The following is a 17957-nucleotide window of genomic DNA, read 5'->3' as shown; positions in this document are numbered from 1 at the left end:
AATTCAGGTGTAAACGACATATGCATAAGATTATCAGTATCCGAGGCGCACGCGAACATAACCTGCAAAATGTGAATGTTGACATTCCCCGCGACAAGCTGGTTGTGATCACCGGATTGTCAGGGTCAGGAAAATCGTCTCTTGCGTTTGATACAATCTATGCTGAAGGACAGCGCCGCTATGTTGAAAGCCTTTCAGCCTATGCCCGGCAATTCCTGGAAATGATGCAAAAACCAGACGTTGACCATATTGACGGCTTAAGTCCCGCAATTTCCATCGAACAAAAGACGACCTCGAAAAACCCGCGGTCAACTGTTGGTACCGTAACCGAAATTTACGATTATCTTCGTCTGTTGTTTGCCCGCATCGGTGTTCCATATTCCCCGGCAACGGGTCTTCCCATTGAAAGCCAGACCGTAAGCCAGATGGTTGATCAGGTTCTGGCATTGGGGGAAGGTAAGCGACTTTATTTGATGGCGCCGATTGTCAGGGGCCGCAAAGGCGAATACCGAAAAGAATTCATGGATCTGCGAAAACGCGGGTTTCAACGGGTTAAGATCGATGGCGAGATCTATGAAATCGAGGATGTGCCGGAGCTGGATAAAAAGCTGAAGCACCATATCGACGTGGTTGTTGACCGTGTCGTCATTAATGATGATATCAAGACACGTCTGGCCGATTCCATTGAAACTGCGCTAGAATTGGCCGATGGCCTGTTTGTCGTCGAAGATGCCGATACCAGCGAAAGAAAAATCTTTTCCGCAAAATTTGCCTGCCCGGTTTCCGGTTTTACGATCGAAGAAATCGAGCCGCGTATCTTTTCTTTCAATAATCCGTATGGTGCCTGTACGTCCTGCGGTGGTTTGGGAACCGAAATGTATTTCGATCCCAATCTTGTGGTACCAGATGTAACACAATCTTTGCGCGACGGCGCGATCGCGCCCTGGTCACGGTCCGCAACGCCGGCCCCCTACTACATGCAGACACTGGAAGCCCTCGCCAAGCATTTCGGATTTAAGACTACCGACCCATGGGAAGAATTGGAGCCAGAACATCAGCAGGCCGTTTTGCAAGGCACGGGTGATCAGAAAATCCAGATTACTTTTGATGATGGCATGCGCACATACAAAACCAACAAACCGTTTGAAGGTGTCATTCCGAATATTGAGCGGCGCTGGCGCGAAACCGACAGCAGCTGGGTTCGCGAAGATCTTGAAAAATATCAGGATAAAACTGCCTGTAAAACCTGCGGCGGACATCGGCTGAAACAAGAGGCTCTCGCCATAAAAATTGATGGACTGCAAATTGGTGAGGTTTCGGGAAAATCAATTTTGGATGCCCGCAAATGGTTCCTGAACCTGAACAATGTTCTGAGTGAAAAAGAAAAATCAATTGCCGAACGCGTCCTGAAAGAAATTAACGAACGTCTTGGCTTTCTGGTGGATGTAGGTCTGGAATACCTGACCCTTTCACGGGGATCGGGAACCCTGTCTGGCGGCGAAAGTCAACGGATCAGGCTTGCTTCTCAAATCGGCTCCGGCCTGACCGGTGTTCTTTATGTTCTGGATGAGCCGTCTATCGGACTGCATCAACGGGATAACTCTCGCCTGCTGAAAACCTTGGTCAACCTCAGGGATCAGGGCAATTCGGTTATCGTTGTCGAACATGATGAAGAAGCTGTGATGACAGCCGATCATGTCATCGATATGGGACCCAAAGCCGGTAGCCACGGCGGCAAGCTGATCGCCGAGGGAACACCGCAGGATATTATGGATAACCCGGACAGCATTACCGGTCAGTATCTTTCAGGAACGAAAGAAGTGCCCTTGCCTGCGATACGACGCAAGCCGCAAACCGCACGTGAATTGCGCATTATTGGTGCCCGGCACAATAATCTGAAACGCGTCAATGTGAATATTCCGCTGGGCACTTTCACCTGTGTTACCGGTGTTTCCGGCGGCGGTAAATCCTCCCTGATTATTGAAACCCTGTATAAGGCAATTGCCAAAAAGCTGAACAATAACCGTAATCATCCCGGTCCGCATGATCGGATTGAAGGGATAGAGTGGCTGGACAAAATCGTCGATATCGACCAAAGCCCGATCGGACGCACACCCCGGTCTAACCCGGCGACCTATACCGGCGCTTTCACACCTATCCGAGAATGGTTCGCAGGCCTGCCTGAAGCGAAAGCACGGGGCTATAAATCAGGGCGCTTCTCGTTCAATGTAAAAGGCGGACGGTGCGAGGCATGTAAAGGCGACGGCGTTATTAAAATCGAAATGCACTTCCTGCCGGATGTCTATGTCCAGTGCGATGTGTGTAAAGGTAAACGCTACAACCGCGAAACTCTGGAAATCGCCTTCAAAGACAAAAGCATCTCGGATGTTTTGGATATGACGGTTGATGAAGCCGCCATTTTCTTCAAGGCTGTGCCGGTTATTCGGGAAAAATTCGAAACCCTGCAACAGGTTGGGTTGGGTTACATCCATGTCGGCCAACAGGCGACAACCCTTTCTGGTGGTGAAGCCCAGCGGGTCAAACTGGCCAAAGAATTGTCCCGCCGGGCAACAGGGCGCACGCTGTATATTCTCGACGAGCCAACAACCGGACTGCATTTTGAAGATGTCCGCAAACTGATGGAAGTCTTGCAGGCACTGGTCAATGCGGGTAACAGCGTTCTGGTCATTGAACATAATCTGGAAGTGATCAAAACAGCGGACTGGATTGTTGATATGGGCCCTGATGGGGGTGATGCGGGCGGTTATCTGGTCGCAGAAGGCACCCCTGAACAGGTTGCTGAGGTAGAAGCGAGTTATACAGGCCAGTATTTGAAGGAAATCCTTGCAAAACGCCCCCCTGTCACGGTAGGGGAAGCACCAGCGAAGAAATCCAACACCAAGAAATCTAAAAAGACCAAAGCGGCCTAATCCACTTTCGGCGAAAAGAGTAAATATGACAGAAGAGATCAAACCCGTTCATGTGGTAGGTGGCGGCCTGGCTGGCTCAGAAGCAACCTGGCAACTGGTCCGTCAGGGCATTCCGGTTATCCTGCATGAAATGCGTCCTGTTCGCGGAACCGATGCCCATTTATCCGATGGTTTGGCCGAACTTGTCTGCTCCAACTCGTTTCGCTCGGACGATGCTGAAAATAATGCGGTCGGCCTTTTGCACAAAGAAATGCGTGAACTTGGTTCGCTCATTATGGAAAGTGCAGATGCCAATAAAGTGCCCGCAGGGGGAGCCCTCGCTGTTGATCGTGTGGAATTTTCCAATTACGTCCAGAACAAACTGGAAAACCACCCGCTTGTCACAATTTCCCGCGAAGAAGTAAAAGGCCTGCCCCCGGAAGAATGGGGCAGCACCCTGATTGCAACGGGTCCGCTAACCTCACCGGATCTGGCGGCGGCCGTGCATGAAGCAACGGGCGCAGATGCCCTTTCTTTCTTTGATGCCATTGCGCCCATTATTTACAAAGATAGCATCAATTTTGATATTGCCTGGTTCCAGTCCCGCTATGATAAAGGCGAAGGAACCGACTATATCAACTGCCCTTTGACGAAAGAGCAGTATTACGAATTCATCAATGACCTGAACGAAGGCGGAAAAACCGAGTTCAAAGAATGGGAAAAAGATACACCCTATTTTGATGGCTGCCTGCCGATTGAAGTCATGGCGGAACGGGGCCCGGAAACTCTACGCTATGGTCCAATGAAACCTGTGGGCCTGACAGATCCCAACAATCCAACCGTCAAACCCTATGGCATTGTCCAGTTGCGTCAGGACAACAAACTGGGGACCATATACAATATTGTCGGTTTTCAGACTAAACTGAAATATGCGGAACAGGTCCGGATCTTCCAAAAAATTCCTGGCCTTGAGAACGCGGAATTTGCGCGCCTTGGCGGCTTGCACCGAAATACTTTTATCAATAGCCCGGTCGTTCTGGATCGCCAGCTGCGCCTCAAATCAGTTCCGCGCCTTCGGTTTGCCGGTCAGGTAACCGGTGTTGAAGGATATGTCGAAAGCACAGCGGTTGGCCTGATGGCCGGGCGGTTTATTGCGGCGGAGATACGGAATGAAACATTCACGATCCCACCACAAACAACTGCTTTTGGCGCCCTGATGTCACATATTACGGGTGATGCTGAAGCCAGCACCTTCCAGCCTATGAACGTCAATTTCGGTCTTTTCCCGCCCCTTGAAGTGCGGGTCAAAAAGAAAGAGCGTAAACAGGCCTATACGAAGCGAGCGACAGCTGATTTTGAAGAATGGAAAGAAACCCTTTCTGCATAACCATCAGAATACAACGCAACTGAAATATTGCAGGTGCTTGATAACGGGAAAAACGGTATAATGATGACTGTTCAAGAACCGGACGTTCCAACTGTTGCCATCAACTTAAACACTAAAAGTTTGAATAAATTAGTGCTTAAAAAGTGGTTTTGGTAACCTTTTATATACGATGTCTGGTTAGTCTGAGAACATTCAGGATACCGTTTTCCAGAATTGGTTCTTATGACCACGTTTATCAAGGGATACTGACGCACCTATGTCGGAAGCAGAAAAAACCAGTGAGAACAGTGACTTGAGCCCTAGTACTCATTTCGCGTTTCAACACAAGATTTTTGGTGTTAAGGGGGCTTACTTCAAGCTGACCCATGACAGCAAAGAACCTGCTTTTTTTGTTGAACTTGGTGAAATGAAAGGCGCGATCCCTGTTCGCTCCATCTGTCAGGAGTTTGGAATTGACAAGGACAGCACCGATGCGGAACTTCTGGGTACCATCAGCAGCTCTTTGAAGTTCGTGAAAGAAATCCATCCAAACGATTCCATTCCAACGGAAATTCTGGATGGATCAGCCTCCTGGTCCATTGAAGAAATTCACAAACAGATTGCCCGCGGCCGTATCACCATGCAGCTTATTTCATGGCTGGCAGGCAGCGAGGAAATCATCACCAATATTGGTGAACTGGAAAGCATTGCAAACGACCCGCATACAAAAGACAAGGTGCAAAAGGCTTTCAAGGAAATTGCAGATAAGCTTGGTATCACCAAGGACGATGTGGTTGAAAAAGTAGACGACGTTATTCGTGAACTCTCGTTCATCGAAGCTCTGCGCGACCATTACAGCCAGATTAAGAAGATCAGCACCAATATCGACAAGCTCCGTACCGTGTATAAGCGCGACCGTGGCATGATGGAAGATCTGTCCCGGATCCATACACTGATTGAGCCGGTTATCAATAATTTTGAGAGAAGCTTCGACCAAATCGACGCACAGACCTGTGAAGTTCTGACAATCTTGAAAAACTTTGATCCGACAATCGATCATATCCGGAAAACCCGTGACGATCTGCACCAACGGTTCATGATTTGGGATGATATGATTAACGGCTGGAAAAATCTTCAACCAGAAGAAGACCCTGAGGTCGAGCGTCAACTGAAAGCAACTTACAGATTTCTGGCCCAGAATTTCATTCAAAGCCAGTCCTGGCGTCTGGGTAACGTTTAACCGGGCGTCAATTTACGCGTATTTATCGGGTTAGAAACAGGGACAGAATTTTGCGCGGAGCCCCTATCTGCATTTTTGTATCGCCTGGATCATACCCTGCTTTTTTCAACCGTGTCAGATAAAGCCCGGTAATTCCGTTTATCTTACGTGCAAAAGCACCGTTCTTGCTGCCATTATTTGATAGCTTTTTAGCCCGCCGATTTTCTTCTAGCGACAATTCCCCAAGTTCTCTCACAATACTGAAAAAATTACTCCGATTTTCCTGTTGGAAGATCGTATTTCGTGTCGCCCCCTGCTCTTCCAGTCGGTCTGTTGGCAAGAGCACAAGATCATGCTGAAAGTGGAACGGAATTGCCCGCAGGATACCTGTCATCGCAAAAGAACGCCCTGCCGCCGCGGCCGCCTCTTCATCGGCCTCCGTCACATCCAGATCGCTCGCTGCTAGTAACAGGCGATGCAAAGCCCCCCCTGTCCCATCGGCATAAGCAATAAAATCTGCATCACTACTAAGGGGTGTTGGGTCCAGGTCTTTTGCGCGCATATCCACCATGTCCTGCATCAGTTTGAAATCAATTGGTTTCTGACGATTGGCAAAGTCCAGTGCTTCTATCACTGGATGTGTTTTGGGTGTGTGGGCTTCAAGTCCGGCAAGGGCTTCGCGCCACCATTGCAGGCGAATGTCTCCCAACAAAGGTTCGGTGACCGTTTCCCGGATACGCGACAGTTCAATATTGAAGGCAATCAAAGCGTACAGTGTTTCGCGAATGGACGCAGGCGCAAAAAGGGTTGTCAGCCATCGATCATAATCATATCGATGCGCTTCCTCTGCCAAATGGGATCGTTCTTCGCCATTTTTCACGTTTCGTCCACCTTTCTGTATCGCCTGTGCTCTATGTAACAGAAACTGTTTAGAATAATTAAAAAAAATGGATGTTCTGCCGATATTTTTACGATATAAACGACTGTATGAATAGAGCGGTCACAACACTGACTGTTCGTTGGCTTAATAACAAGGAACGCCCCGCGTTCCATAACAGGCTAGAGGACTATTATGGCTTTTGAACTTCCTGAACTACCATACGCAAAAGATGCATTGGCACCCCATATTTCAGAAGAAACTCTGAACTTCCACCATGGGAAACATCACAACACATATGTTGTAAACCTGAATAATCTTCTGGATGGTGATGACAGTAAGTCTCTTGAAGACCTGATGAAAGAAACCGCTGGTGATGCCTCTAAGGCTGGTGTTTTCAACAACGCCGCACAGATCTGGAACCACACATTCTATTGGCACTCAATGGCGCCAAATGGTGGTGGTAAACCAACCGGTGCAATCGCAGCGAAGATCGACGAAGACTTTGGCTCTTACGACAAATTTGTTGAAGAATTCAAAGCTGCTGGCGCAACACAGTTCGGTAGTGGCTGGGCATGGCTGGTCCTTGACGGCGGTAAGCTGAAAGTGACCAAAACACCAAATGCAGAATGCCCGCTGACATCTGGCGCGACTCCATTGATCACAATGGACGTCTGGGAGCATGCTTACTATATTGATTTCCAGAACCGCCGCCCAGATTACATCGCGACATTCCTGGAAAGCCTGGTAAACTGGGACTTTGCGAATGAGAATTTGGCAAACGCCTAACTCAATCCGCACTTTAAACGAAAAAGGCACCGATTTATTCGGTGCCTTTTTTATGACTTAGCGGCCAAATTCATGCGCCATCGCAACGGCAAATATATAAACGCCTGCGGACACAACGAAGATTGTTAAGCGTTGAAGCGTCTTTTCTGGAATTTTTCTCAAGACAAAAAACCAGCATCCCAGAATAAACAAAAAGCCACTCATGAATAACAAATCGGATACAAGCTCGAAGCGAACGAGATCAAAACCCTTTAACCACGAAACGGGACTGGCCAGTGGAAACAAGGCATAGGGTTCCAATAGAGGAAGCCCATACATCACAGTCTTATGAAGATAAGGGATTAAAAAGAGATAAGCCGCGCACAGAAAAAAAAGGCTAAAACGGTTACCATCCGCACTTGGCGCGGTGAATAACGCCTGCGTTTTCATCTTACTGAGCGATCAAAGCGGCCGCGACCCGTCGCCCTTCCAATAAAAGGACGTTATAGGTCCGCGCAGCCGCGCCACTGTCCATACTATCGATCGTGATACCTTTGTCGCGCAAGGGCCGGCGAATACTGTCATCGATAAAACCCATGCTGGCCCCGCACCCGATCAGAAGAATTTCCACTGGCGGGACCGCTTGCATCACGGTGTTCAGGCTTTCCAAAGTCAATTCGCCAAGATCAGCGACAGACCAGGAGGCTGTTTCATCTGGAAAAACAATTACAGATCCTTCATGACGGACGCCGCTAACACGAAACCCGCCTTCTCCATAGGAGTTAATAAGCTGTTGCCCCTCTTTTGGAAGACCTGAAATATCCTGCATAATAGTTTCCCGCGGTTAGGAAAAGCGGAGAATTAACTCTCCGCTTCAGCCGTGTCATCGCTTGGTTTAAAGCCATCTTCTTCTTCGCTGCGATGGGTCAAACCAATGTGAAGAAGGATTGGAGCGGCTACAAAAATAGATGAATAGGTACCAACAACGACACCAAAAATCATCGCTGTCGAGAAGCCTCGAATAACTTCTCCGCCAAAAATAAACAAGGCACCCAAGGCAAGTAATGTCGTTAAAGACGTCATGACGGTCCGCGACAATGTTTCATTGATGGACAGATTAAGAAGATCTTTTACATCCATTTTTTTGTAACGACGGAAATTCTCGCGAATGCGGTCATAAACCACAACGGTATCGTTGATCGAATACCCGACAATTGTGAGAATTGCAGCAACCGATGCCAGATTAAATTCAATCCCCGTGATAGCAAACATACCGATCGTCAAGATCACATCATGGACCAGAGCGACAATCGCACCCACAGAGTAATGCCATTCAAAACGGAGCCAGATATAAATCAGGATTGCGACAACCGCGACCAAAACAGCTTCGATCGCCGTTTCGACAAGTTCGGCGGAAATTGTCGGGCCGACAAATTCAATACGGCGGTAAGAAATTTCATCTGATATTTCTTTTTCAAGGGTGGTTTTTACCAACTCAACCGCTTTTTTCTGGGCTTCGCTATCCCCTTCCTGACGCTGAACGCGTATCAGAATATCATCCGGCGCACCAAAGGTTTGTAAGGACACCTGCCCAAGCCCGAGGGAGCCCAGACTTGACCGCATTTTTGCAAGATCAGGAGCCTCTGGCATCCCCACCTCGATCATAATGCCGCCTTCAAAATCGATCCCCTTATTCAGCCCGACACCAAAGAACATGCCGGCAGAGCCAAGGATAAGAGCCGCTGACACCAAGAAAGCAATGAACCGCGCTTGTAGAAACGGCAGCTTTGTTTCAGCAGGGACAAGTTTCAGTTTATACATCCGATCTCTCCCCTATATGCTCAATGTCTTCGGACGCGTCCGTTGCGCCCAAAGGGAAATAACCATGCGTGACAGCAATATCGCTGTAAACATGGAACAAATAATGCCGATCCCCAAAGTCACCGCAAAGCCTTTTACCGGCCCGGATCCCATGACAAACAGGATAACCGCAGCAATACCCGTTGTCACATTCGCATCCACAATGGTTGTAAAGGCACGCTGATAACCGGATTCAATTGCATTGAGTGGCGTTTTACCCACTCTCATTTCTTCCCGAATCCGTTCAAAAATCAAAACGTTCGCATCCACAGCCATACCGACGGTCAGGATAATACCTGCAATACCCGGCAGCGTCAGTGTTGCGCCCAATACAGACAATGAAGCACCGATCAGGAACATATTCATGATCAGGGCAATGTTGGCCACAAGTCCAAAAAAGCCGTATGTGACGATCATGAAAACGATAACACCAACAATACCGATAATACCGGCAATTTTGCCAGCTTCGATAGAGTCTTTACCCAAGTCTGGACCAACGGAACGTTGCTCGATCACTTTCAACGGAGCGGGCAAAGCACCGGCCCGTAACAACAGGGCCAAATCCTGAGCGCCCTGGATATTGAAGCCACCACTGATCACCGCGCTGCCACCTAAAATCGGCTCATTAATACGAGGCGCGCTAATCACTTTACCATCCAGAACAATGGCAAAAGGCCGTCCAACATTTTCAGACGTTACTTTACCGAACTGCTTGCCGCCCAAACCGTTAAAACGGATGGAGACAACGGGTTGTCCCTGTTGAAAAGTGGCCTGAGCATCTTCAAGATTTTCACCAGACACCATAACCCGGTTCTTAATGACATAGTCCGGCTCACCGGCTTCCATTGCAGGAAGACGTTTGGATCCCGCTGGCGGACGGCCAACCGCAGCACTTGCAGAAACATCCACAAGATGGAATGTCATTTGCGCCGTTTGCCCCAGCAGATCGATGATCCGTTGCGGATCACCAAGACCTGGAAGCTGGACCAATATCCGATCCTTACCTTGCCGCTGAATAGTGGGCTCGTTAATGCCCGTTTCATTGACCCGGCGTCCGACAATTTCAATAGATTGAGTAACAACGGCACTGACACGGTCCGCAATGGCCTGCTCACTAGGCTCTAGCGTCACAACATCATCATCGCCAACGGTGATCAAATGACTACGCTGACCATTTGGCATCAAATTTGAGATGGACGCCAGCCGTTCCCGAACCAAATCCCGGTCTTCTGGATTTCGCAAACTGAACGTAACTGAGTTCTTCTTCACGGTCAGGTTTCTGAAACCTAGTTTTGGTTCGGTCCCGCGGAGGTTGGCGCGAACAGAATCCGCCAGTCCCTCCATCATTTTTTCTTTAACGTCTGCGGTGTCCACCTGCATGAGCAGATGAGAGCCTCCCTGCAAATCCAAGCCCAGATTAATATGTTGGCGCGGCGCCCATTCAGGCATGTCCACCAACTTTTCGGCCGGGATAAAATTAGGAATCGTATAGGCCACCCCCAGAATGCTTACAAGCAAAACAAGGGCGGTCTTCCACTTGGGGAAGCTAATCATCGCAAATATCCGTTATTTCTTTTTCAGCTTCCCTAGAAACCCGCCTTCTTTTTCTTCAGCCGGCTTAGCAGCTGTATTGGCAGGCTCAGATTTACTGCGAATTTCTGACAGTGTAGATTTTACAACATCGATCCGCACTTCAGGTGCAACTTCGATCTGAACGACATTGTCATCCCGAACTTTCGTTACTTTACCCATAATGCCTCCAGCAGTGACAACATTGTCACCGCGGCGAACGCCTTCTACCATGGCTTTATGTTCTTTCACCCGCTTTTGCTGCGGACGGATAAGCAAGAAGTAGAATACAACACCGATAAGGATCAACGGCAAAAACTGCGCTAATTCCTGGTTCATAATTTTGACCCTCTAAAACGACTTTTATAGCCTCGCATAGCCCGATTTCAGCGGCTATACACAAAAATATTTGAACGACTGTTATAGTAGTCCTGCCCCTCATTGCAAGCAGCAAAATACCCACCTGCCTCATTTCCTGACGCTATTCCAGACTGTTCATGTCCAGACAGCCGCCCGATTTAGAGCGAAACAGTTTTTACTGTGCTTTTTCAGTTAATGGGATAGATTGGAACTCCTCATTAACTTTTCAATCAGAACTTATGACAAACGACGCCTTACTGACACAATTAACCCGTATTGCAGACAGTCTTGACCGACTGGCTCCGCCCGCCCTTCCTGAACCTGACCTCAGTCAGGGGACTGCCTTTGTCTGGCAAGCCGAAACAAATGTTTTGCGCCCCGTACCTAAGGTGAACTATGTCGACATGTCCATGTTGCATGGCATTGACAGAGTCAAAGACATCCTTCTGGATAACACGCTTCGTTTTGCCAAAGGGTTGCCTGCCAACAATGCCTTGCTGTGGGGCGCACGTGGAATGGGGAAAAGTTCGCTTGTCAAAGCCTCCCATGCTCTGGTCAATCAGCAACTGGATGATGCTCTGGTTCTGGTTGAAATACACCGGGAAGATATTCCGTCATTGCCAGAGCTGATGCAGAGCCTGCAAAAAACCGAACGGCGTTGCGTTTTATTCTGTGATGATTTGTCTTTTGACGGCGATGACGACACGTACAAGTCGCTGAAAACAGTTCTAGATGGCGGCTTGGAAGGCCGTCCAGCGAACGTTATTTTTTATGCCACCTCGAACCGGCGTCATCTGATGCGCCGCGACATGATTGAAAACGAGCGGGCAACGGCGGTCATGCCCTCCGAGGCGATTGAAGAGAAAGTCTCGTTGTCCGATCGGTTTGGCTTATGGCTGGGCTTTCACAGCTGCTCACAAGATGAATATCTTGAAATGATTCGAGGCTATATAGCACATTACGACATCCCGGTTTCAGACGATGACATGAAAAAAGAGGCTATCGAGTGGACCCGGACACGTGGGTCCCGATCCGGTCGGGTCGCCTGGCAGTTTGTTCAGGATCTGGCAGGCCGGACAGAAACGCCGCTGGACTGATTACCGTGACGCAAGATGGACGGCAGGATTTAATGCCGTCCCTTCTTTGCGGATTTCAAAATGAAGCTGTGTTGTCTCAACATCACCCGTTGAACCTGCGCGGGCGATCACATCTCCCTTGCGCACCACATCCCCCTTGCTGACCAGTATTTCTGATGTATGACCGTAAGTCGTAACATACCCATCCGCATGAGAAATCAGGATCAGATTACCAAAGGACCGCATTTCATTTCCGACATAGGAAACAATGCCGTTCTCTGCGGCCCGAACGGGTGTGCCATCGGCCACAAGAATATTAATACCGTCGTTATGCAAACCGTTTTTCTTCCGCCCATATCCTGAGAGCAACTTCCCTTTGACCGGCCAGATAAAGATCTTACCTGATCTGTTGGGGGGGTGTTTGATGCTGTAGCGGCTTCTTGGAAGAGGCGGCAGTTCAGATTTTTTAATCTCGGTACCGCCCAATTCAACAGGTTCGGATTTAACAACCGGCACCGGCTCTGGCAATGGCTCTGGCAATGGCTCTGGCAATGACACTGGCTTGGGCTTAGACTCTGCGGCAGTGGCCGTTGAAACAGGGTTCACCGATAAGCTGGCATATTCCTGTACCGGCTTCGTTTGACGAGGCTGGACCACAGATACAACCTGTTTGGTGCTTAAATCCTTATTAGTCTTTTGCGGTTGCGGCCGCACCAGAACAATCTCTTCTTTTTCATAATGAGAAGCAGCGCGTGTCACTGGCCAGGTTTTGGCGTCAACAGACGCAACCCGCAACTCCCCTTTGTCTCTTTCCGGGACCCTTAGCGCCATGGCAGGGCGCAGGATGTAGGGTTTTTCCAAATGATTGAAATGGATCAGCTCCGCCACTGAGACGTCGTAGACTTTTGACAAAGCATATAGGGTCTCTCCCCCCCGCACCCGATGAATACGGAAGTACGGGATCTTTATTTTTTGCCCAACCCGGATTAAATAAGGCGGCTGACTATTGTTCAGCGCGATAACCGACGGGGTTGGTATATCGTATCGTAAGGCGATCTTGGACAGCGTATCGCCCGGCTGAACCGTTACCAGCTGATAGGCCAGTTTTTTATAATATCCGTTCGGGTAATTGGAAGTTTTGCTGACGGGCTGAATTTGCCCGGATCGCTGTGCCTGAAAGCTCGACTTCGCGTTCTTTTGCGCGCTCCCCTCCGGCGGGAGATACAGATCGTAGACACACCCAGAAGCCCCCGCAATCAGCAAAACGCTGGCGGTCATTCTTAATGCAAAACTGAATTTTTGTGCCATCATACGGTGTAATATAGGAGAATCTTAGACGAATCGCAACAAAATTACGTATAAAGAATATATTGTAATATATTAAGTTTCTACAGCAAGCCCTTGAACTAACGGCACGAATCTAACCGCGAGCAACTCTTCTTCCAAAACCTTACCGGTTGCATCTTTTGTCAGCTTGACAATTTGCTGACTGGACGGCTCTGGCCCCACCGGTAAAATCATAATGCCTCCATCATTTAACTGATCTACCAGCAAAGCCGGAATTTCAGTCGCCGCGGCTGTTACAATGATCCGGTCGAAGGGTGCCTGCTCGACCCAGCCTTTATAACCATCCCCCAGTTTGGTGGTAATGTTCATCAGTTTCAGCCGTTCGAACAACCGAACCGCCTCAACCTGCAGGGAACGAAACCGTTCCAGCGAATAAACACGTCGGCACAGATGAGACAACACCGCGGCCTGATACCCGGAACCTGTCCCAATCTCCAGCACCTTTCGTCTGGGATCGGGCTTAAGCATCTGGGTCATGTAGGCGACAATAAAGGGCTGGCTGATGGTTTGGCCGCTCGGGATAGGAAGGGCGATATTCTCATACGCCCGATCCCGAAAGGTCTTTGGAATAAATTCTTCCCGTGGCACACGTTCAATTGCCGACAAAACACTGGTGTCACTAATCCCTTGGCGCCGAAGCTCCATAATCAGCCGAATTTTCTGTGCAGCATTGTTGTTCACAGGACCTTATACCACCTAGTCTAGAGCATTTTGCAGGGCAGAGACCAATGTATCTTTGGTCAAGTTCAGGCAAAGCGGTGTTACCGAGACTTTTCCCTGCTCAATGGCCTGAAGGTCTTCACCCTCGGACGGGCTTCCCAGGGATGGTCTGTATCCCAGCCAGTAATAATCGCGGCCACGGGCATCCGTCCGGGCGTCGATAAGAAGATTTGTCAGATCCCGTTTTCCTTGCCGTGTGACCTGAACGCCTTGAACCTCCTTCGCAGCGACAGCAGGGAAATTGATATTGATCAGAACATCGTTTCCCCAATCCAGTTTCAGCAGATCCTTGATAATCGCCGGCGCGAGTTTTTCTGCGGTCTCCCAATGGATTTTTTCGGAATTCCCCATACATTGGCTCAACGCAATTGCAGGAACGCCCAAGAGCGTCCCTTCACTGGCGGCGGCAACAGTCCCTGAATAAAGGACATCCTCCCCCAAATTGGCTCCGCGATTGACACCGGACAGAATTAAATCTGGCTTATCGTCGGGGAAAATATGATTGAGCGCCATCATGACACAATCCGTCGGAGTTCCTTCAACCGCGTATTCAGTTTCGGAATATTTAGTCAGGCGCAGCGGATCATGCAGCGTCAGCGAGCGGGAAGCCCCACTTTGCTCTTTTGCAGGGGCGACGATAACAACATCGTCAGACAGGGAATAGGCAATCTTCTTTAGAACATCCATTCCCGGAGCATAAAAGCCATCGTCATTGCTCAATAATATACGCAAAATATCACCTTCTTTTTCTTGTTTGTTTCAAAGTCTGTTTAGCGGATTACTTCAAGCCCGCCCATGTAAGGACGCAGAACTTCAGGGACAATGATGGACCCATCCGCTTGCTGATAATTCTCCATCACGGCGATCAGGGTACGACCGACCGCCAATCCGGATCCGTTCAGTGTGTGAACAAAGCGGTTTCCTTTTTCACCTTCCGGACGATACCGTGCTTTCATACGACGCGCCTGAAAATCACCACAAGTCGATACACTGGAGATTTCACGATAAGTATCCTGCCCAGGAAGCCACACTTCAATATCATGGGTTTTACGGGCGCCAAATCCTGTATCTCCAGAGCATAAAACAACGACGCGATATGCAAGACCCAAACGTTTCAGAATATCTTCTGCACAGGCAGTCATTCGTTCGTGTTCTTCGTCTGATTTCTCTGGCGTGGTCACAGAAACCATCTCAACTTTGGCAAATTGGTGTTGACGCAACATACCCGCAGTATCCTTGCCAGCTGAGCCCGCCTCAGACCGGAAACACAGCGTATGCGCCGCAAAACGTTTAGGCAAATCCGCTTCGTTCAGGATACTTTCCCGCACAAGATTGGTCAGTGGCACTTCCGCCGTTGGGATCATATAACTGTCGTTATCCAGTTTATACAGATCTTCTTCAAACTTGGGCAGCTGCCCTGTGCCAAACAAAGCGTGTCCACGCACCATCGTCGGCGGTGATACTTCCAAATACCCTTTTTCCAACGTATGAACGTCGATCATGAACGCAGCCAGTGCGCGCTCCAGCCGTGCAATATGTCCGCTTGTCACAACAAAGCGACTGCCTGACAGTTTGGCTGCTGTTTCGAAATCCATCATGCCCAACTGAGCACCCAGCTCGTAATGCTCTTTCGGCTTGAAATCAAAAGAAGGAATTGTTCCGACCTTGCGGAGCTCCACATTATCAGCTTCATCCTCGCCGTCCGGCACATCCTCTTTCATGACATTGGGAATACCTGCGAGAACGAGTTCGATTTTTTCAGCAAGCGCCCGCTCCTGCGCTTCCATTTCCTGAACGGATGCTTTGAGCTCGGATACTTCGCGAATGATTGCGTCCGCGTCTTCGCCTGCCGCTTTAGCCTTACCGATTTCCTTGGCCGCTTCATTACGACGGGCCTGACTGGTCTGCAATTTAGTCTGCAACTGACGATGCTCTTCATCCATTGCAAGGATTGAAACAGAAAGGGGGGCGGCTTTACGACGTTTCAAGGCAGCATCAAGCGCCTCAGGGTTTTCGCGAATCCATTTTAAATCAAGCATCTTCTTGCCATTCGAAACAGGACTGATTGGAAATTAGGGTTCAGACTTACGTATAAGCGCCTCAGCCCTGTCAGTCCAGAGCCGAGAAACCCGTTTGATATAAAATTATTAGTATGAACACAAATGTTGCTGAAATGCCAGAGAGCGCCTAGTCGTCGTCTTCCTCTGCCTCATTCTGAGCCCGCTTTTTCTCCACCATGCGAACACTTAAAATCGACAAGGCGTAAAGCAGAATGATCGGGATCGCCAACGTGATTTGTGACAATGGATCTGGCGGAGTTAGGACGGCAGCAGCTATAAAGGCGAAAACGATCGCATATTTGAACTTTGCTTTCAGGCCTGCTGACGAGACAATTCCGACACGGCCAAGCAGGGTTAGCAAGACGGGCAACTGAAAACACAAGCCGAACGCAAAGATCAACTTCATGGACAGGCTAAGATATTCGCTAACCCGGGTTTCCGCCTGAATTGGTAGTGCCATCGGCTCCGACGGGACAGGCAGATATTGCTGAAGTGTCGGAAATTCTGAAATAAGCGCCCCATACGCCTGAGAATACATCGTCGCATCCCCACTCGTTTCAAAACTGAGCAGGAATTTCCAGGCCAATGGCATAACAATTTCATAGGCCAGCGCCCCACCTAGAAAAAACAGGATCGGTGTAACAACCAGAAACGGCAGGAAAGCACGCTTTTCGTTTTTATACAGGCCCGGTGCCACGAACGCCCAGATCTGGGTCGCGATAATTGGAAAAGAAACAAATAAAGCAACGAAGAAGGCAATCTTGATATTGGTAAAAAACGCTTCGTGAAGACCGGTAAAAATCATCCGCCGACCTTCAATATCGTCGCCCATCGCTTCAACCAGCGGACGGACCAGAAATGAAAACAGCTCACCACTGACGATGTAACACAGGATAAAGGTAACTAGCAGTGTAATAACCGAGTAGACCAAGCGGTTTCTAAACTCGACAATATGCTCCATTAACGGAGCCTTGCTGTCTTCAATTTCTTGTTCTGAATGCATAATTTCAGGAAACTTTTGTTTCTGGAGAGGAAGGCGCGTCTTCTAGACTGATATCACCTGCGATAGAGTTTCCGGCAGGAGTTTCAGGAGCCGCGTTTGTTTCTAAAGGTTCCGTATCCTTTATTTCAGGCTTAATGTCATCGAACATCTCTTCGAACTTCCCGGTGGGGTTAACCGCATCCTCAACCTGTTTTTTCAGGTTGAAATCGGTACTCCCCTGGATATCCTTCTTGATTTCGTCCAATTCGGTTTCTTTGGCTAAATCATCCAAACCGGACTGAAAATCACGAGCAAGAGAGCGCGCTTTGCGGATATATTTTCCGACGGTCGCAATGGAGCGCGGCAAATCCTTGGGGCCAATAACAAGCACCGCAATGACGACCACAAATACCATCTCTGACCAGCCAATATCAAACATGGCTCACCATCTCGCCTTTAAAAGTCTGAAAATGTTAGATACGCGCACTTAGCTTTGTGCTGCCTTGTCTTTCTCGTCAGAAGCCGTTTTGGCGCTTTCAGTCGAATCCAATTCTTTCTTGGCTTCCTCTTTGGACTCGTCTTCGCTCATTCCGCTTTTGAAATTCTTGATCCCTTTCGCCAGGTCTCCTGCAACACGAGGTAGCTTACCAGCGCCAAAGATAATGAGCACTATGACAAGGATTAAAATAATTTGCCAAGGACCAATACTCATAATGTAACTCCCGATCTCATTCTTGAGACGACATAAATAAAAAATTTCCCAATGTTCACCTAATCTGGCGAAACATTCTCCCTATCCCTTATATAGCGGCGATTGAAAGAATATACGATACCTAATTTGAAA

18 protein-coding genes are annotated in these 17957 nt (G+C 48.8%); 5 read left to right on the top strand and 13 right to left on the bottom strand.

The features are described from left to right. The first annotated feature begins 20 nt into the window (after nt 1-20). The 3 genes from uvrA (at nt 21) to OIR97_RS08110 (ending at nt 5515) form a co-directional block, all read left to right on the top strand. Nucleotides 21-2930, top strand: a complete 2910-nt coding sequence (gene uvrA, locus OIR97_RS08120) for an excinuclease ABC subunit UvrA (protein WP_169545114.1) — start codon at nt 21-23, stop codon at nt 2928-2930. A 25-nt stretch (nt 2931-2955) separates the two neighbouring features. Beyond that, nucleotides 2956-4296 carry a methylenetetrahydrofolate--tRNA-(uracil(54)-C(5))-methyltransferase (FADH(2)-oxidizing) TrmFO gene (trmFO, locus tag OIR97_RS08115; protein ID WP_169545113.1) on the top strand — a complete coding sequence of 447 codons (1341 nt, stop codon included), beginning with the start codon at nt 2956-2958 and terminating at the stop codon, nt 4294-4296. Nucleotides 4297-4552: 256 nt separating this feature from the next. Next, nucleotides 4553-5515 carry a nucleotide exchange factor GrpE gene (locus OIR97_RS08110; RefSeq protein WP_169545111.1) on the top strand — a complete coding sequence of 321 codons (963 nt, stop codon included), beginning with the start codon at nt 4553-4555 and terminating at the stop codon, nt 5513-5515. Between the two features lie 22 nt (nt 5516-5537). Here the strand turns inward: OIR97_RS08110 and OIR97_RS08105 are convergent, their stop codons facing one another. Continuing rightward, entirely contained in the window at nt 5538-6374 is an 837-nt protein-coding gene (locus OIR97_RS08105; protein ID WP_169545109.1) for a squalene/phytoene synthase family protein, read from the bottom strand. A 192-nt stretch (nt 6375-6566) separates the two neighbouring features. On the opposite strand from OIR97_RS08105, the gene OIR97_RS08100 reads away from it, so the two are divergent. Then, entirely contained in the window at nt 6567-7160 is a 594-nt protein-coding gene (locus OIR97_RS08100; RefSeq protein WP_181017907.1) for a superoxide dismutase, read from the top strand. Between the two features lie 57 nt (nt 7161-7217). On the opposite strand, the gene OIR97_RS08095 is transcribed toward OIR97_RS08100, so the two are convergent. The 5 genes from OIR97_RS08095 to yajC all read right to left on the bottom strand — a co-directional run bounded on the left by OIR97_RS08095 (nt 7218) and on the right by yajC (nt 10907). Continuing rightward, nucleotides 7218-7478, bottom strand: coding sequence for a hypothetical protein (locus OIR97_RS08095; protein ID WP_267177805.1), 261 nt, complete (start codon nt 7476-7478; stop codon nt 7218-7220). A 112-nt stretch (nt 7479-7590) separates the two neighbouring features. Next, nucleotides 7591-7968, bottom strand: a complete 378-nt coding sequence (locus OIR97_RS08090; RefSeq protein WP_169545107.1) for an Mth938-like domain-containing protein — start codon at nt 7966-7968, stop codon at nt 7591-7593. Between the two features lie 32 nt (nt 7969-8000). Continuing rightward, nucleotides 8001-8960, bottom strand: coding sequence for a protein translocase subunit SecF (gene secF / locus OIR97_RS08085; RefSeq protein ID WP_169545105.1), 960 nt, complete (start codon nt 8958-8960; stop codon nt 8001-8003). Nucleotides 8961-8972: 12 nt separating this feature from the next. After that, nucleotides 8973-10553, bottom strand: coding sequence for a protein translocase subunit SecD (gene secD / locus OIR97_RS08080; RefSeq protein ID WP_169545103.1), 1581 nt, complete (start codon nt 10551-10553; stop codon nt 8973-8975). 12 nt (nt 10554-10565) lie between these two features. After that, the gene (gene yajC / locus OIR97_RS08075; protein WP_169545101.1) at nt 10566-10907 is read right to left on the bottom strand and encodes a preprotein translocase subunit YajC; all 342 of its coding nucleotides are present in this window, start codon (nt 10905-10907) and stop codon (nt 10566-10568) included. Nucleotides 10908-11167: 260 nt separating this feature from the next. On the opposite strand from yajC, the gene OIR97_RS08070 reads away from it, so the two are divergent. Next, nucleotides 11168-12025, top strand: coding sequence for an ATP-binding protein (locus OIR97_RS08070; protein WP_169545099.1), 858 nt, complete (start codon nt 11168-11170; stop codon nt 12023-12025). Here OIR97_RS08070 and OIR97_RS08065 read toward each other — a convergent pair whose 3' ends face one another. The 7 genes from OIR97_RS08065 to tatA form a co-directional block, all read right to left on the bottom strand. Continuing rightward, nucleotides 12026-13282 carry a peptidoglycan DD-metalloendopeptidase family protein gene (locus OIR97_RS08065; protein ID WP_169545096.1) on the bottom strand — a complete coding sequence of 419 codons (1257 nt, stop codon included), beginning with the start codon at nt 13280-13282 and terminating at the stop codon, nt 12026-12028. It lies immediately after the preceding gene. 102 nt (nt 13283-13384) lie between these two features. Further along, nucleotides 13385-13996 (bottom strand): protein-L-isoaspartate(D-aspartate) O-methyltransferase, encoded by a 612-nt coding sequence (locus OIR97_RS08060; protein WP_181017931.1) that lies wholly within the window; start codon nt 13994-13996, stop codon nt 13385-13387. 51 nt (nt 13997-14047) lie between these two features. Then, on the bottom strand, nt 14048-14803 hold the full coding sequence (gene surE, locus OIR97_RS08055) for a 5'/3'-nucleotidase SurE (protein WP_169545094.1): 756 nt from the start codon (nt 14801-14803) through the stop codon (nt 14048-14050). A gap of 38 nt (nt 14804-14841) precedes the next feature. Next, nucleotides 14842-16110, bottom strand: a complete 1269-nt coding sequence (serS, locus tag OIR97_RS08050) for a serine--tRNA ligase (RefSeq protein WP_169545092.1) — start codon at nt 16108-16110, stop codon at nt 14842-14844. 148 nt (nt 16111-16258) lie between these two features. Next, the gene (gene tatC, locus OIR97_RS08045) at nt 16259-17134 is read right to left on the bottom strand and encodes a twin-arginine translocase subunit TatC (protein WP_169545090.1); all 876 of its coding nucleotides are present in this window, start codon (nt 17132-17134) and stop codon (nt 16259-16261) included. Between the two features lie 4 nt (nt 17135-17138). Continuing rightward, nucleotides 17139-17552 carry a Sec-independent protein translocase protein TatB gene (gene tatB, locus OIR97_RS08040; RefSeq protein ID WP_169545088.1) on the bottom strand — a complete coding sequence of 138 codons (414 nt, stop codon included), beginning with the start codon at nt 17550-17552 and terminating at the stop codon, nt 17139-17141. A 48-nt stretch (nt 17553-17600) separates the two neighbouring features. Further along, nucleotides 17601-17825, bottom strand: coding sequence for a twin-arginine translocase TatA/TatE family subunit (tatA, locus tag OIR97_RS08035; RefSeq protein ID WP_169545086.1), 225 nt, complete (start codon nt 17823-17825; stop codon nt 17601-17603). Nucleotides 17826-17957: the final 132 nt, after the last annotated feature.

Source organism: Sneathiella aquimaris (assembly GCF_026409565.1).
Taxonomy (GTDB): Bacteria; Pseudomonadota; Alphaproteobacteria; order Sneathiellales; family Sneathiellaceae; genus Sneathiella; species Sneathiella aquimaris.
Note: the sequence above shows the minus strand (reverse complement) of the source record. Positions and strands in the feature narration are given on the sequence as shown.